This is a genomic window from Indolivaga macrotermitis (assembly GCF_900128985.1).
Taxonomy (GTDB): domain Bacteria; phylum Bacteroidota; class Bacteroidia; order Bacteroidales; family Dysgonomonadaceae; genus Dysgonomonas_A; species Dysgonomonas_A macrotermitis.
In genome coordinates, this window is the sequence record NZ_FQUC01000006.1 from 1 (window position 1) to 15729 (window position 15729).

Below are 15729 nucleotides of genomic sequence, written 5' to 3' on the forward strand. Positions count from 1 at the left end.
GGCTCGCTCCCGATCTTCGATACTAAACTTGTTACGCTTCTTCTTTTCCATAAAATAAACCCTAAAAGTTTGTCTAACTTTTAGGGTTCACTTCAATTCTCCGGCTTTTTTTATTTTGCAGTTTTCTTCTGCAAAGCATACTGAATCGGCAATGTATAATATACGCTTACCTTTTTTCCTCCCTGTTCCCCGGGCGTCCAGTCAGGCATCATATTTACTACGCGCACTGCTTCTGCGTCGCAATCTTCACTTAATGAACGGATAACTTCAACATCGGAGACCTTACCTGTTTTAGAGACAACAAAACGTAAGACAATCCGTCCCTCAACATTATCTTTTATTGCGCTTGAAGGATATTTGAGATTTTGTCCTATAAATTTCATCATCTCATCAACCCCTCCGGGATATATAGGCATCTTATCTATAACCTTATATATTTTCTCATCATCCTGAACTAAATTATCATTAGAGATTAGAGTAGCCTGAACATCCACACTTTCTTTTGCATCTGTATTTGCTATAAGCAAAACACCCATTAAAGGTATCAGTAACAAATACTTTATCGATACAAACTTCGACGTCGTACATTTATTAATCATAGTAATACGTTTTTTTAGTTGTGATACATTAAATTCGTTAATTATATATATGCTAGCATTATTCTTTATAGTTTTCAATAACAAATACTGGTATTCCCGAACATCTGCTCCGGTATCGATCACACTGGTATCGGCAAGATATTCCAAATTCACTTTTATTTCCCTTCGTAATAACCAGACTACCGGATTCCACCAAAAAACAATACAAAACAATTCACTTATCAGTACATCAATTGAATGGTACTGTTTTGCATGCGCTACCTCATGTTTTATCATTAAGTCCAAGTCTGCCTGCGTAGTTTTTTGATCACTGATAAATAGAAAATTAAAAAACGAAAAAGGAGTTATATTTTCTGATATACTTATCAATGTATAGTTATCTTTTTTAGTAATCTTACCACTACGAACCAAATGCACAATACCGAATATTTGGGTAAAAAAACGGAATAACAGAAATAAACTTCCTATCAACATTACAATCAGCAACACTTCGGATATACCTATCGAATTTAAAGAAGGCACTTCTTCTCCGGATGGTGATGCATTAACAACAATTTGAGAAAGCCATCCCTGATATACCCGGGAAGTGTTATCCGGAGCAATACCGAACTGACAGAAAGGATAAATAGCTGAAAACAAAAGGATAAACAATAGTAAAAATCTACGTAGCCAACTTAATGTATCCGAACGAAAAAGACATAAGTATATTAAAGAAAATACACCTAACGATACAGATACTTTCAATAAATAATTAAGATATTCGTTTTCCATGGTATTCGTTTTTTCATTTACTTGCCCTTACCTTTTTCTATCATTTTCATTATTTCTTCCAAATCCGAAGAAGATATTTTTTCTTCCTTGGCAAAGAAAGAAACCAGTTCCTTATATGAATTAGCAAAATAATTCTTTACAACTCCCGACATAAATGTCTTCTTATAGTCATCCTCATTTATTTTTGGAGAATAAACCTTTACATTACCATACTTTTTAGTATTCAGATACCCTTTCTGCTCCAGATTACGTACAATAGATGCTACTGTTGTATATGGAGGTTTGGGGTCATCCATTTCATTTACAATATCTTTAACTACACATTCTTTTAATGCCCATATATGCAGCATTACAGATTCTTCCTGATTGGTTAATTTTTCCATATTTCAATTTCGTAAAACTACTATTTTTTAGTAAATATATAAATAACATTTTATTAATTCAAATAAATCTATCTTATTTTTTCAATTTGCTGAGAAACGATTTACGCGTAGGGTAAATCTCTGACAATATTTTATATGCCTCATCTTTCTCTTCCGAAGTAGCAGATGTATAAATATCCAGTAATTCGGTTAACTTAGTATCACCAAAGAAAGTCAAAAGAACTGACGAAGGACGTGCCTTATAGATCGACTGTAAATCACTAACGGATTTTACGACCCCGATTCTACCTCTTACCTCATTATCAGCCATTTCATCTAAACCCTTGCGATGGTAATTATACCATAAGGAATGGAAAGCCGAAGAACTCTCTTCCGTTAATGCCAATGCTAAAGCATACCTGTTACGGGTATTACCAAACGGAACCCATCCTGTAGCACTTAATGTTTGTGAAGAGTTGGCTATAGCCAAAGCTTTCTCAAAATACGATTTACCGCCATTCAAACTGTAGGAGTCAAAGTCAAAACCGATTAGTACATAAACATAAAAGGCAACAGTTGCCACAAGATTATTCGTCAAATTATTTTCTGAGAATTCAAGGCTCTCTCCCCTTATATATGTAAAGTCAAATTCGGCATCCCTAAAATTACACATCGGGGTATTATACGTAGAGTTATAAACCGGGCGGGTACTTGTTAGCTGGATTTCTCCTTTATAAGTATTATCATCCGGATTAAACTGTTTTAGAGTGATCAATATTGTTCCCTGAATCAATTCATTCGTCGAGAATTTCGAGTTAGTCCATTTTCTCGTATTAACTAACTGATTGAGGTTTTCCTGCATCTGCTCAAACACGCTTTTATCTGTTGTTTGAATCTGATCGCTATTGATAGTCAACTTAACATTCAATTCCTGAGCCTGTAAAATAGCCCCAAAACCAAATATCATAACTAATATCCAATATATCTTTTGCATAGAATCAATATTAGCGTAAATTATACGTAGTGGATAATACTTTAAATTCAGTCCTCCGGTTTATCTGATCTGCTATTTCCTGCTGTTCGGGTGGTAAAGCCAAAACAAACTGTTCATTTAAAATATCTCCTTCTTTCAGAAAATCATATTTTTTAGCAATGCCTTTTGTTACGACTTTAGGTTGACGCTTACCGTATCCGGCAACAGTCAGACGGTCTTTCTCTATACGATGGGCGATAAGATAATCAACCACCGATTGAGCCCTACGCTGCGATAAGCACTCATTATATTCATTCGAACCTTTACGGTCTGTATGAGCCGATAACTCAATGGTTACATTAGGGTTTAACTCCAATAACTCTATCAAGTCATCTAATTCCTTCTTCGATTCGTCTCTAAGAGCAGCCTTATCAAAATCATAAAATATGTTTTCCAATACAGCAGGTTTATTTATTGAATAGAGAACAAAATCTACATAATAAAGGGAATCTTTTTCCTCCACTACAGTTCTCAAATCCATTTTCGAATTGAGGTAACCTTCCGCACTTGCCAAAAGGACATAGGTGACACCTCTTTTAACCTGAAAACGGTATGTGCCATCCGGCTTGCCATTGAACTTCTCATTAGTTCCGTCATTTCCAACAACACGAATAGTCGCATTAGGCACAAACTCATCGTCCTTATCCACAATAAATCCTTCCAGAGAAACTTTCACAACCGGATATTCAAAAGAGTAGATATGATCAGAGCCTCTGGCTTCTCCCCTGTTAGAACTGAAAAAACCGGACTCAGTATCTTTATCGAAAGTCATTCCGAAATCATCGCCCTGAGAGTTTATCGGAACTCCCATATTATTAACTGACCAACGTTTCGTTTTTTTATCATAAGCCGCCTTGAAAATATCCAGACCTCCTAATCCGGGATGCCCGTCAGACGAAAAGTACAATGTAGAATCATTTCTCACATACGGAAACATCTCATCTCCCGCTGTATTTATATCGGGCCCCAGATTCTCTACATAGCTCACTTCTTCTCCAAACATAGCAGCACGCCAGATATCCTTACCTCCATATCCACCAGGCATATCCGACACAAAAAATAACGAATACCCATCGGGACTCAATGCCGGATGTGCATACATATATGCAGTATCGGTAGGAAAAGCCAGCCGTTCACCTTTTCCCCAAGAACCATCGGCACGACGCGATTTGTATATGGCCGCATTAGTCGGATGATCAGGATCCTCATCGCAATAAGTATAAAACATCAGATTACCGCTTGCTGAAAAAGTAGGAGTACCTTCGTCTTGCTCTGTATTTACCGCTCCTGCAGTTTCGGGCTTCATCCATTTACCTGTTTCATCTTTCCGTGCAACAAAAATATCATTATTATATACTCCCGTTATCGTGCTTTTGGCTTCACCCTGAACGTCATCCCGATTAGTCGTGATGTATATCAGATCATAGTCGGGAGGCAACAACATGGGACTGAATTCTCCTCTGCGGGAATTGAATACATCCATCTTTTTAACGGTGTATTTTGTAGGATTATCTTTCATTTCAGGTGCATTATCAACACCTAACAGTCCATTCTGGGCAAATTTATTATCGGGATTGGGCTTAAGATATGCTTTATATTGCTCCGCTGCCTGCGGATAGTTACCCGCTTTATGCAATGTCCGGGCATATTGTAACCTGATCGCTGTATCAGCCTGATTAAATCTTAATGCATTTACATACGCAGCATTAGCAGAAACTACATTATTCGATAACCGGTAACTTTCGGCCATGCGGAAAGCAACGACACCTCTCAGATCCTTATTTTTAGGAGGTATCTTCCGGTAGACTTTCCGGTACATGCCCGCTGCTTCAAAATATTCTCCATTTTTGAAACGACGGTCAGCATCAGCCAGTTTTACCTGCTTACATGAGTTAAAAAATATCCCTCCGCAAACCAATAGTATCAAAACGGATAAATAATGACTGAATTTCAAATTCGATTCTTTTATAAATTTCAAAATCATGAATAATTAAGTCTCAGACTTTCTTTACTTTCTTGATAAGGTAAAAGCAACAAATAATCGGTTAAATACAACTAACCCAAAATGCTTACCTCTACTTATATTAAATACAAAGGTATAAATATAACTTATTTGATATTTAAGTTTTGCTTTTTTTCAAGAAAAATACATAAATCCTAACCTCCTAACCCCTGCATAACTTTTATAAATTCATATTTATTATATATATTTGTCAATCAAACAGAATTTGAACATGAATAAACAGCTTTTATGTTACCTGCTCATAGCAGGCGCTATAGTGTCTTGTAAACCCAAGGAACAAAATAATTCGTACGAGGCTGTCGTTACTATTGTTGATGAAGCCGAATCTATTGTCGACAAATACGATAGTGCCGTTTATTTAGCTTTAGAGAATAAGAAAACAGATTATATAAAAATATTATCTAAAGGAGCTGTAGATTCTACTAATCTCAAACTGAATGACCTGAAAAATCTGGAGATTGATCCACCAAATGAAGATTTGCGTACCAGTTCTATTAATTACATCCAGGCATTGCAGAAAATAGTTATAGCCGAAAATACATACGCATCTATAAATGATACTACAAGTATTGAGACGGCTAAAAAAATGGATGAAAATGTTTCGAAAGAAATTAATCAGGCAGAACAATTACGCTATAAATACAGGCTTGAACTAAAAAAATCAATGAATCAATAACTTATTCTTATATTCTTTAATTATAAACAATACTCAAAAAATGAAAAAAAATTTATTACTCTCATTCACTTTACTTATAGTAGCTTTAATTGTATCTTCTTGCGGGGGTGTTGATCCTGTAAAATATAACGATAAATTAGTACATTATTCAGAAGTAGCAGATAACCGTATTCTTTCGCTAAACAGCAAAATAGATGCTATCGAAGATTTGGATGAGTATACTACTACACTAAAAACGTTAGGCACTACAACTGTAGACAGTTTGAAAAGTGACATTGAGAAAATCAAAACGATGGAACTTGCTAAAGGTTCTGATGAATTTCAGGCTTCAACTATCGCTTACATAGAGTCTCTGATAGCATATACTACTACAATTACAGATGAATATGCTAAGATTACAGACCAAACAACTGAAGATGAATTCAACAACATAGACAAATTGATCGACGCCAGCTATGATGTAAGCATGGCTAAATTAAAAGACATGCAAAATGCCCAAAAAGCTTTTGCTAAAGATAACAACTTTGTACTAAGATAAATCTCGGTAAAATATAATACCTTTGAACACAGATCACTCAAATGGTGGTCTGTGTTTTTTTTAATATAATCATCAGTGAGTAAAAGTAAACAAGTAATAAACGACCCTGTATTTGGATTCATAACCATACCCAACGAGTTTGTTGAGACTATTATAAAGCATCCTTATGTTCAACGGCTCAACCGCATCAAACAACTGGGTATGGCTTCGTTCGCATATCCTGGAGCACAGCACACCAGATTCCATCATACACTGGGCGCGATGCACCTGATGCAACAAGTAATAATGAGCTTACGGGCAAAAGGCAATGAAATAACCGAAGAAGAAATGAACGGAGCATTAGCCTGTATCTTATTACACGATGTTGGTCATGGCCCGTTTTCGCATGTACTGGAACACACAATAGTAGAAGGCATACATCACGAAGAAATATCACTGAAACTGATGCAGCGCATCAATGAGCAGCTAAACGGGCAACTGGATATATGTATAGCCATATTTAGAAATGAATATCCGAAAACATTTCTGCATGAACTGGTAAGTGGACAGGTAGATGTTGACAGATTGGATTACCTCCGCCGCGATTGTTTTTTCACAGGAGTGAACGAAGGCAATATAGGTTCGGAGCGCATCATACAGATACTTGATGTAAGAGACAACAAACTGGTAATTGAAGCCAAAGGGATTTTCTCTATAGAGAATTTTCTGTTATCAAGGCGGTTAATGTACTGGCAGGTATACCATCATAAAACAGCTATAGCTGCCGAAACGACCTTAATCAATGCGCTACGGCGGGCTAAAGAGCTCGTAAATAAAGGAATTGACCTCTTTGCATCTCCATCTTTAAAATATTTTCTGAAAAATAATATCGGCAAAGATAATTTCAATGGCGATGCTATCGACCGGTTTATTAGTCTCGATGATTCCGATATATGGTGCTCTTTAAAAGAATGGACTAACTCGGATGATATGATATTATCCACTTTAAGCAATTCATTTGTTAACCGGGGACTCTTCAAGATAGAAATGCACAATGAACCTGTTTCGGAATCATATATTAAAAACTATATGCAGAAATACATCGTAAAATGGAATCTGACAGAAGAAGACTCTAAATATTTTGTCGCTTCGCGAACTATCTCAACCGATGTTTACAACGAAAACGGAAATAGTATAGATATTCTCTTCAATGATGAGCATATAGAGAATATATCGACTGTATCTGACCTGCTTAATGTACAATTACTATCTAAAAAAGCGGAGAAATATTATTTCGCATATCTTAAAATCTGAGATTCTTAAATATAATTAAGGCAATTCACCTAATCGTTGGTTTACTTTAATTATAACTATATTTGTAATCCTTTATTGAGAAGATTAGTTATTTCTGCATGATACAAAAATATCCATCGGTTTTATTGGAAGAAGCCGTTAACGAATTTGCCAAATTACCCGGAATAGGACGAAAAACAGCTCTTAGACTGGTTCTCCACATGTTGCGCCAAGATATAAGAAGCGTAGAATCCTTTTCTTCGGCAATTCTTACATTAAAGCAAGATGTAAAATATTGCAAATCGTGCTACAATATATCCGATGATGATATTTGTCCTATCTGTGCAAACTTATCAAGGGACAAATCTACTGTATGTGTGGTAGAGAATATCAAAGAGGTAATGGCCATAGAGAATACATCTCAATTCAAAGGTTTGTACCACGTACTGGGAGGCATTATATCTCCCATAGACGGTATCGGACCTAATGACCTTCAGATAGACTCATTGGTGCAACGGGTTTCGCAAGGAGGCATTAACGAGATAATCTTAGCCCTTAGCACAACGATGGAAGGAGACACTACCAACTTTTATATATACAAAAAACTGGCGCCATTTAATGTCAAAATATCGATGATAGCAAGAGGTATTTCTATAGGAGACGAAATAGAATATGCCGATGAAGTAACTTTAGGCCGTTCGATTATTAACAGAACGTTGTTTAACGAATCATTTAACCTGTAACCAAATGCTGGATAAAACATTCAAAGTATCCCGGATTATATACTTTCTGTGTGTAATAGTTTCTGTTTGCGGGCTTATCTATAATTTCTTATATACAACCAAGTATATAACTATAGCAGAGAATCCGATTCTCGAAAGATGGGCCATAATAATTACATTAGCAGGGATATACGGAGCATTAAGACTGTTGCACCCCAAGTTAAAGAATCCGGACAGGGAAAATTTAACAATCGCAGTAAAAAAATACATAACAAAATATTATATCAGGCTAGGCGCTGTATTCGCAATATATATGTTCAACATGTTATGTTTCAGTTTTACTGGCATAAAAAACTTTATCTATTTGTCGATCATTACTATATTTGCAATGTTCTTATGCGCCCCGAATAAAAAACATTTTGAAAACGAAACTAAATATATTGACCAAGCATGATTATAGCTGTAGACTTTGACGGAACTATCGTGGAACATGAATATCCGAAAATTGGCCGTCCTATTCCTTTTGCAATAGAGACACTATTGCGTATGCAAAAAGACGGACATGTATTGTTGATGTGGACTGTACGTAGCGGCCCTCTTTTACAAGAAGCCATAGATTATTGTGCAAAAAAGGGATTGGTCTTCTACGCTGCAAATAAAAATTACCCTGAAGAAGATCCTATTCAGGCACCCCGTAAACTCAATGCCGAATTATATATCGATGACCGAAGCATAGGAGGCCTCCCGGATTGGGGTGTTATATACAATGCGGTAAAGGCTGCCGAAAGAGGAGAGTTTTCTTTTGACCAGATAATGTCAGCCGGAGAAAATCAGCAAAGGAGCAGACGTAAGAAGAATTTCTTTATCAGGCTCGGCGAGATGTTCGAACGCGACGGGTATTAAAAACAGGCAAATCTATTATCTAAATAAAACCACACAATGCAAGCAGTTTGTAAAATTCCTACAGCTGCTTGCTTTTTCAAAAAGATACTTTTGGAAATGAAATTGTCGATAATCATTGTCAATTACAATGTAAAATACTTTCTGGAACAGTGTTTATGTTCGATTCTCAAATCAGACATAGATTTTGCCTACGAAATTATAATAGTAGACAATAATTCGACCGACGATTCTCTCTCATATCTTAAACCCCGCTTTACACAATCGTTTATACATTTTATCGGGAACCACAATAATCCGGGATTTGCCAAAGCTAATAATCAAGGTATCCGGCAAGCTAAAGGGGAATATATTCTTACATTGAATCCTGATACGGTACTGGGCGAAAACGTATTGAAAAATGTAATACATTTTTTCGAGCAAACTCCTGACGCCGGTGCTGCCGGAGTGAAAATGATAAACGGACAAGGACGCTTTCTTCCGGAATCAAAAAGGGGAATCCCTACCCCATGGGTATCTTTTTGTAAAATATCCGGATTACAATCAGTCTTTCCGAAATCAACCTTGTTCGGTAAATATAACCTGCTTTATCTGGATAAAAACTCTATCCATCGGGTACCAATCCTTGCCGGAGCATTTATGATGATACGGTATAATGCACTCGAAAAAGCGGGATTGTTTGACGAAGCATTCTTCATGTATGGAGAAGATATCGACCTCTCATATAGAATATCGGAGTCCGGATATAAAAACTATTACCTGCCTGAAACAATCCTTCATTACAAAGGAGAAAGTACTGATAAAAACAATCCGGAATATATAAATGCCTTTTATAATGCAATGTTGATATTTTATAAAAAGCATTATCCAAATTCGAACCCTATATTTTCTTCTGTTATTTCATCTGCCATTAAACTGAAATTATTATTTTCGAAACAAAAAAGGAAGACTGAAAATATTATCAAACAAACAAAAACATTTGATTGCTCTACTATGTCTTTTGAGCAAATAATACAACAAATGGAGAATATAAGCGATAACCGGACTCAATTCCTGATCTACTCGCCATATACCCGACAAATAATAGGAACAAATACAACTTCATACATACCAGACGATGCTCCTCGAGAATGATATAATAAAGATGAGAGCTTTGGAACCCGAAGACTTATCTATACTCTATAAATGGGAAAATGACACCCGGTTATGGATACATGGCAATACCCTTACACCTTACTCCAAACTAGCCTTAAGGGAATATATAGCCGAAACCCAACGCACAGATATATTTCAGGCTAAACAGTTAAGGTTAATGATAGAACTAAAGCAAGATAACATTGTTATAGGCACTGTGGATATCTATGATTTCGACTTTCATCATTCAAAAGCGGGTATAGGCATACTGATCGATAACGAGTACAGACAACACAACTATGCAACCGAAGCATTGGAGCTTGTCAGGGAATATGTATTCGGTTTTCTCCGTATCAACCAGTTATATGCTTATATAGCGGCTAATAACGACAAGAGCCTTCGGCTTTTTGAGAAATCAGGTTATAAACAATCGGGATTATTAAAAGAATGGATCTTTTGTGACAACAAATACAAAGATGTATATATATACCAATTATTCAGTACATTAAAACAATGAGAGAAGATATACAAAAAGCCACAGAAGTAATGGCTTCCGGAGGGCTTATTTTATACCCTACCGATACTATCTGGGGTATCGGCTGTGACGCAACCAACGAGGCTGCAGTACAAAAAGTGTATGAATTAAAAAAACGAGCCGACAGTAAAGCCTTGATCATCTTAATAGATAATCCGGTAAAACTCGATTACTATTTGTCCGAAGTACCATCACTAGCCATAGACCTGATAGATGCTTCCGTAGACAAACCTTTGACCATCATATATGATAAAGCCCGAAATCTGGCATCAAATCTTATAGCCGAAGACGGAAGTATTGCTATACGTGTAACAGAAGAGAAATTCTCGCAGGAATTATGCAGACGCTTCCGCAAAGCACTGGTATCCACTTCGGCAAATGTCAGTGGAGAACCTTCTCCGGCTAATTTTTCGGAAGTATCCGACGTTATTAAAAACGGTGTAGACTATATAGTACAGTATCGACAGGAAGACAGATCAAAATCGAAACCATCAAGCATTATAAAACTAAGCAATAACGGCGAAATAAAAATAATCAGAGAATAACACAAATGAGCAACATCTTATTCGAAGACCAGATTATCGGACAAGGGGATTTTCCGGAGAAACCTGAATATGGCAGCGATTTTATAGAATGCACATTCGATAAATGTAATTTATTCGAAAGAGATCTGTCGAATCTAAATTTCACGAACAGTACATTCTCCGGATGCGAATTATCGATGAGCAAATTACAGAATGTACAACTAAACAATGTCATATTCAAAGATTGCAAAATCATGGGTGTGGACTTTAGTAAATGCACAGGTTTTCTTTTCGAGGCTAATTTTTACAACTGCATCCTCGACTTCTGTTCATTCGAAAATCTTAAGATGCAGGGGGTAACCTTTAAAGACACTTCAATGAAAGGCGTAGATTTGACCGGGAGCAATCTGCAAAAATCGAATTTCCTGAATACAGACTTACACGATGCACGTTTCAGCCACACTAATTTAAAAGAGGCAAACTTGTCTACAGCTTTTAATTTTATAATAAGCCCGACACAAAACAATCTCAAAAAAGCGATATTCTCCGAACACAATGTCAAAGGGCTCCTCTATGAATTCGGGATACATATTGTCTAAACTCAGGAATTACATAAAATAGGTACAATTTGACATACTAAATATTTTCGTATTCCTTTCCATTATTGTAAATTTGAGGTTCATTTTTTATATGTATGGGACAAAACACAGTTTTAACCAGGTTTCTTACCTGGAAAAACAGGCATATCCGGGAACAACACTTTATTGTTTTCCTGAGTTTTCTAGTAGGTCTGTTAACTGCTATAGCGGCACTGGTACTGAAATCACTGATTCATTTCATCCAACATTTGCTAACTGATAATTTCAGTATTGCAAATGTAAATTACATGTACCTGATCTATCCGGTAATCGGGATACTTATTGCCGGCCTGTTTGTTAAATACATAGTAAGGGATGATATAAGCCACGGGGTAACCAAAATTCTGTATGCTATATCACAACGGAAAAGTTACATCCGTGCGCACAATATGTATACTTCTATTATAGCCAGTTCGGTAACGATCGGATTCGGGGGTTCTGTCGGAGCCGAGGCTCCTATTGTATTGACCGGCTCTGCCATAGGTTCAAATCTGGGACGTTTCTTCAAGATCGAGCAACGCTATCTTATGCTTCTGATCGGATGCGGTGCAGCAGGAGCTGTTGCCGGTATCTTCAAAGCTCCTATCGCAGGATTGGTATTTGTTATTGAAGTATTACTTCTCGACCTTACAATGACCACCATATTACCCCTTCTGGTAACATCAGTCACCGCCGCTACATTTACCTATGTAGTATCGGGCAGTGGTGCCATGTTTCAGTTTGCACATGCCGAAGCGTTTTTACTGGAACGTATTCCTTATGTAATCGTGCTGGGAGTATTCTGTGGGTTGGTTTCCCTGTACTTCACCCGGGCAATGAATGCCACTGAAAATGTTTTCAGGAAGCTAAATTATTGGCAGAAATTCGTATTAGGAGGAAGTATATTAAGTATCCTGATATTCCTATTTCCTCCACTTTATGGCGAAGGCTATAATACGATCAATCTGCTTCTAAAAGGTATTAACGGGTCGGACTCCATTATGGACGGTAGCTTATTTTATCCTCTCCGGGGTACTAACTGGGGTATAGTCTGGCTTCTGGGATCATTACTTATATTCAAAGTATTCGCATCAAGTGCCACAAACGGGGCCGGAGGTACGGGTGGTATCTTTGCGCCTTCATTATTTCTTGGCTGTATTGCCGGTTTTGCGTTTGCATACGTATTGAATCGCTCTCATTTATCGCCATTCCTGCCTCACGAGAATTTTGCATTAATGGGCATGGCTGGAGTTATGGCAGGAGTTATGCATGCTCCGCTTACAGGAACATTCCTCATTGCCGAATTAACAGGTGGCTATGAATTACTATTGCCATTATTGATGGTATCGACTATATCGTTTGCAACAATCAAAATATTCGAGCCTCATAGTATTTATGCTATGCGTCTCGCTAAGAAAGGCGAATTGATTACACATCATAAAGATAAAGCCGTTTTAACGCTGATGAACCTGAAATCGTTATTAGAAGAAAATTTTCAGGTTGTAAAACCCGATATGACTTTGGGCGATGTCGTTAAAGTAATAACACAATCGTCGCGGAATGTTTTCCCGGTAGTTAACGATAACGGACAACTTATGGGAATAGTTCTTATAGATAATATCAGAAACATTATGTTCCGTCCCGAACTCTACGACCGTTTTAAAGTTCCACGCTTTATGGTATCACCTCCGGGAGTTATTAACGTGAATATGCAAATGGAAAAAATCATGCGGTTATTCGATCAGACAAAAGCATGGAATCTCCCTGTGGTAGACGAAAACGGCAAATATCTGGGATTTGTATCTAAATCAAGCATTCTGAACAATTACCGGAAAGTATTAGTTGATAACTTCTCCGAAACGGAATAATTTTTATTCTAAATTTTCACATATAGAATGAATAAAGAGAACTTAAGAATAGTATTCATGGGTACACCCGACTTTGCTGTCGAAAGTTTGCGTGTACTTGTCGAAAACAAATATAATGTTGTCGGCGTAATTACAATGCCTGATAAACCTTCCGGAAGGGGGCATAAAATTCAGTATTCAGCAGTAAAGGAGTATGCGTTAAAACAGAATTTGCCCATATTACAACCGGAAAAACTTAAGGATGAGTCATTCCTTACAGAATTAAAGGCATGGAAAGCTGATTTACAGATAGTAGTTGCATTCCGTATGTTACCAGAGGTTGTCTGGGATATGCCTCCCATGGGGACATTTAACCTGCATGCATCCCTACTCCCTCAATACCGCGGAGCTGCGCCCATCAATTGGGCAATAATGAATGGAGATGCCGAAACAGGAGCAACCACATTTTTCCTGACACATGAGATAGACACAGGTAAAATAATCCAGCAAGAAAAGTTGCCTATCGGACCGGATGATAATGTAGGGAAAATACATGACGAACTGATGGTAATGGGCGCACAGCTTGTAAAAAAGACTGTTGATCTCCTATTGGATGACAAAATAGACGCCATACCTCAAGATCAGTTCGTTAAAAACGAGAATGATCTGAAACCGGCTCCTAAGATATTCAAAGATACATGCCGTATAGATTGGACTCAATCTGTAGAGAGAATATATAACCATATCAGAGGATTGTCTCCGTATCCTGTAGCCTGGACAGAATTATACTCACCGGATAAAGAACCGGTAACTGTAAAGATCTACTCAGCAACAATAGATAAAACAAAGACTCTTTTACCAATCGGTACTATAACTACCGATAATAAAACATTTCTGTCAGTAAGCTGTACCGATGGTACTATCCATATCACCCAATTGCAATTGCCTGGAAAAAAAGCAATGAACATCGAAGACTTGCTTCGCGGATACAAGTTTGCCGAACAAAGCATAATGAAATAAGTATACTCAACTATGCAAAAAGTAATAAAATCATCTGACCTCAAAGCCGATTTAAAAAACATACTGGCTCATTTACATCACGATAAACTATTTATTCTGACCGACAGCAACTCCGAAAAGCTATGCCTGCCTCTTATCGAAGATCTGGAAGAAATACAATCGGCCGGAAAAATAGAGATCAAAGCAGGAGACGATAATAAAAACATAGAAAGCCTTGCTTCAATATGGTCTTATCTTTCTCAGAACGGAGCAACCCGCCATTCACTTTTAATCAGCTTAGGGGGAGGTATGATCACCGATATCGGAGGCTTTGCTGCCGCAACCTTTAAACGCGGTATTAAGAGCGTAAATATTCCAACCACCTTACTTGGAGCTGTAGATGCCGCTGTAGGGGGGAAAACAGGAATCAACTTCGATGGTTTGAAAAACGAAGTCGGAGCATTTGCTCCTGCAGAAACAGTATTGATCGACTCTGAATTTTTCAAAACACTAGACCATGCCAATTTCATATCGGGATATGCCGAGATGATTAAACACGGACTTATTTCGAATGAATCTGTCTGGGCTAAACTTCTGACTTTCGATACAAATAATATAGACTATACTATTCTCAAAGAGCTGGTAGTAGAATCTGTTGCTGTAAAAGAAAATATAGTAGAACAAGATCCTTTTGAAAAGAACATACGGAAGGCTCTCAATCTGGGACATACCATCGGCCACGCTTTCGAAAGCTTATCTTACACAATGGGAAAACCCATTCAACACGGTTTTGCTGTAGCTTGGGGCACCATCTGTGAACTATACTTATCCCACAAAAAATGTGGTTTTCCTAAAGACAAACTTCGCCAGACTTTAATATTTGTAAGGGAGAATTACGGATTATTTCCATTCTCGTGTGATGAGTATGAAGCATTATATGAGTTAATGAAGCACGACAAGAAAAATGAAAGTGCCGAACGGATCAATTTTACCTTATTAGAAGATATAGGAAAACTATCTCTGAACCAAACAGCAACTAAAGACGAGATTTTCGAGTCTATTGATTTTCTCAGAGAGTCCTTAGGTATGTAAACAGATATATAGAAAACTAGTTTTATACTATTACTAGATATATTCCTTTTCTATAGGATACATATATCATATGTATAAACACTAT

General features: G+C 37.2%; 17 protein-coding genes. 13 read left to right on the forward strand and 4 right to left on the reverse strand.

Annotated elements, in window-relative coordinates:
• Positions 1-110: 110 nt before the first annotated feature.
• The 4 genes from BUC12_RS09335 to porE form a co-directional block, all read right to left on the reverse strand.
• Positions 111-1370, reverse strand: a complete 1260-nt coding sequence (locus BUC12_RS09335; RefSeq protein ID WP_062183371.1) for a M56 family metallopeptidase — start codon at positions 1368-1370, stop codon at positions 111-113.
• A gap of 17 nt (positions 1371-1387) precedes the next feature.
• Positions 1388-1753: a BlaI/MecI/CopY family transcriptional regulator gene (locus BUC12_RS09340; RefSeq protein WP_062183373.1), complete on the reverse strand. Its 366-nt coding sequence runs from the start codon at positions 1751-1753 to the stop codon at positions 1388-1390.
• 73 nt (positions 1754-1826) lie between these two features.
• Positions 1827-2726 carry a type IX secretion system protein PorD gene (porD, locus tag BUC12_RS09345; RefSeq protein WP_062183376.1) on the reverse strand — a complete coding sequence of 300 codons (900 nt, stop codon included), beginning with the start codon at positions 2724-2726 and terminating at the stop codon, positions 1827-1829.
• Between the two features lie 10 nt (positions 2727-2736).
• Positions 2737-4749: a PorE family type IX secretion system protein gene (porE, locus tag BUC12_RS09350; RefSeq protein ID WP_062183379.1), complete on the reverse strand. Its 2013-nt coding sequence runs from the start codon at positions 4747-4749 to the stop codon at positions 2737-2739.
• A 250-nt stretch (positions 4750-4999) separates the two neighbouring features.
• Between porE and BUC12_RS09355 the strand changes: the two genes are divergently transcribed.
• The 13 genes from BUC12_RS09355 to aroB all read left to right on the forward strand — a co-directional run bounded on the left by BUC12_RS09355 (position 5000) and on the right by aroB (position 15644).
• On the forward strand, positions 5000-5464 hold the full coding sequence (locus tag BUC12_RS09355) for a hypothetical protein (protein ID WP_062183382.1): 465 nt from the start codon (positions 5000-5002) through the stop codon (positions 5462-5464).
• Positions 5465-5504: 40 nt separating this feature from the next.
• Complete coding sequence (locus tag BUC12_RS09360) at positions 5505-6002, forward strand: hypothetical protein (protein WP_062183385.1); 498 nt, start codon at positions 5505-5507, stop codon at positions 6000-6002.
• A gap of 75 nt (positions 6003-6077) precedes the next feature.
• Positions 6078-7295: an HD domain-containing protein gene (locus BUC12_RS09365; protein WP_062183388.1), complete on the forward strand. Its 1218-nt coding sequence runs from the start codon at positions 6078-6080 to the stop codon at positions 7293-7295.
• A 98-nt stretch (positions 7296-7393) separates the two neighbouring features.
• Positions 7394-8017, forward strand: a complete 624-nt coding sequence (recR, locus tag BUC12_RS09370) for a recombination mediator RecR (protein ID WP_062183390.1) — start codon at positions 7394-7396, stop codon at positions 8015-8017.
• Between the two features lie 4 nt (positions 8018-8021).
• Positions 8022-8450, forward strand: a complete 429-nt coding sequence (locus BUC12_RS09375) for a hypothetical protein (protein WP_062183393.1) — start codon at positions 8022-8024, stop codon at positions 8448-8450.
• A complete protein-coding gene (locus BUC12_RS09380; RefSeq protein WP_062183396.1) occupies positions 8447-8899 on the forward strand; it encodes a BT0820 family HAD-type phosphatase in 453 nt (150 codons plus the stop codon). Before BUC12_RS09375 ends, BUC12_RS09380 begins: the two co-directional genes overlap by 4 nt.
• 96 nt (positions 8900-8995) lie before the next feature.
• Positions 8996-10030, forward strand: a complete 1035-nt coding sequence (locus tag BUC12_RS09385; RefSeq protein WP_087880273.1) for a glycosyltransferase family 2 protein — start codon at positions 8996-8998, stop codon at positions 10028-10030.
• Between the two features lie 10 nt (positions 10031-10040).
• Positions 10041-10547, forward strand: coding sequence for a GNAT family N-acetyltransferase (locus tag BUC12_RS09390; protein WP_236689409.1), 507 nt, complete (start codon positions 10041-10043; stop codon positions 10545-10547).
• A complete protein-coding gene (locus tag BUC12_RS09395; RefSeq protein WP_062183406.1) occupies positions 10544-11110 on the forward strand; it encodes an L-threonylcarbamoyladenylate synthase in 567 nt (188 codons plus the stop codon). Before BUC12_RS09390 ends, BUC12_RS09395 begins: the two co-directional genes overlap by 4 nt.
• 5 nt (positions 11111-11115) lie before the next feature.
• Positions 11116-11688: a pentapeptide repeat-containing protein gene (locus BUC12_RS09400; RefSeq protein ID WP_062183409.1), complete on the forward strand. Its 573-nt coding sequence runs from the start codon at positions 11116-11118 to the stop codon at positions 11686-11688.
• A gap of 95 nt (positions 11689-11783) precedes the next feature.
• Positions 11784-13574 carry a chloride channel protein gene (locus BUC12_RS09405; RefSeq protein WP_062183412.1) on the forward strand — a complete coding sequence of 597 codons (1791 nt, stop codon included), beginning with the start codon at positions 11784-11786 and terminating at the stop codon, positions 13572-13574.
• Positions 13575-13601: 27 nt separating this feature from the next.
• The gene (gene fmt / locus BUC12_RS09410; protein WP_062183415.1) at positions 13602-14573 is read left to right on the forward strand and encodes a methionyl-tRNA formyltransferase; all 972 of its coding nucleotides are present in this window, start codon (positions 13602-13604) and stop codon (positions 14571-14573) included.
• A gap of 12 nt (positions 14574-14585) precedes the next feature.
• The gene (gene aroB / locus BUC12_RS09415) at positions 14586-15644 is read left to right on the forward strand and encodes a 3-dehydroquinate synthase (protein ID WP_062183418.1); all 1059 of its coding nucleotides are present in this window, start codon (positions 14586-14588) and stop codon (positions 15642-15644) included.
• Positions 15645-15729: the final 85 nt, after the last annotated feature.

What these genes read in the sequence shown, in the direction of transcription:
- BUC12_RS09335 (WP_062183371.1), bottom strand. Translation starts at nt 1,370, where the DNA reads ATGGAAAACGAATATCTTAATTATTTATTGAAAGTATCTGTATCGTTA.
- BUC12_RS09340 (WP_062183373.1), bottom strand. Translation starts at nt 1,753, where the DNA reads ATGGAAAAATTAACCAATCAGGAAGAATCTGTAATGCTGCATATATGG.
- porD (WP_062183376.1), bottom strand. Translation starts at nt 2,726, where the DNA reads ATGCAAAAGATATATTGGATATTAGTTATGATATTTGGTTTTGGGGCT.
- porE (WP_062183379.1), bottom strand. Translation starts at nt 4,749, where the DNA reads ATGATTTTGAAATTTATAAAAGAATCGAATTTGAAATTCAGTCATTAT.
- BUC12_RS09355 (WP_062183382.1), top strand. Translation starts at nt 5,000, where the DNA reads ATGAATAAACAGCTTTTATGTTACCTGCTCATAGCAGGCGCTATAGTG.
- BUC12_RS09360 (WP_062183385.1), top strand. Translation starts at nt 5,505, where the DNA reads ATGAAAAAAAATTTATTACTCTCATTCACTTTACTTATAGTAGCTTTA.
- recR (WP_062183390.1), top strand. Translation starts at nt 7,394, where the DNA reads ATGATACAAAAATATCCATCGGTTTTATTGGAAGAAGCCGTTAACGAA.
- BUC12_RS09375 (WP_062183393.1), top strand. Translation starts at nt 8,022, where the DNA reads ATGCTGGATAAAACATTCAAAGTATCCCGGATTATATACTTTCTGTGT.
- BUC12_RS09380 (WP_062183396.1), top strand. Translation starts at nt 8,447, where the DNA reads ATGATTATAGCTGTAGACTTTGACGGAACTATCGTGGAACATGAATAT.
- BUC12_RS09385 (WP_087880273.1), top strand. Translation starts at nt 8,996, where the DNA reads ATGAAATTGTCGATAATCATTGTCAATTACAATGTAAAATACTTTCTG.
- BUC12_RS09390 (WP_236689409.1), top strand. Translation starts at nt 10,041, where the DNA reads ATGAGAGCTTTGGAACCCGAAGACTTATCTATACTCTATAAATGGGAA.
- BUC12_RS09395 (WP_062183406.1), top strand. Translation starts at nt 10,544, where the DNA reads ATGAGAGAAGATATACAAAAAGCCACAGAAGTAATGGCTTCCGGAGGG.
- BUC12_RS09400 (WP_062183409.1), top strand. Translation starts at nt 11,116, where the DNA reads ATGAGCAACATCTTATTCGAAGACCAGATTATCGGACAAGGGGATTTT.
- BUC12_RS09405 (WP_062183412.1), top strand. Translation starts at nt 11,784, where the DNA reads ATGGGACAAAACACAGTTTTAACCAGGTTTCTTACCTGGAAAAACAGG.
- fmt (WP_062183415.1), top strand. Translation starts at nt 13,602, where the DNA reads ATGAATAAAGAGAACTTAAGAATAGTATTCATGGGTACACCCGACTTT.
- aroB (WP_062183418.1), top strand. Translation starts at nt 14,586, where the DNA reads ATGCAAAAAGTAATAAAATCATCTGACCTCAAAGCCGATTTAAAAAAC.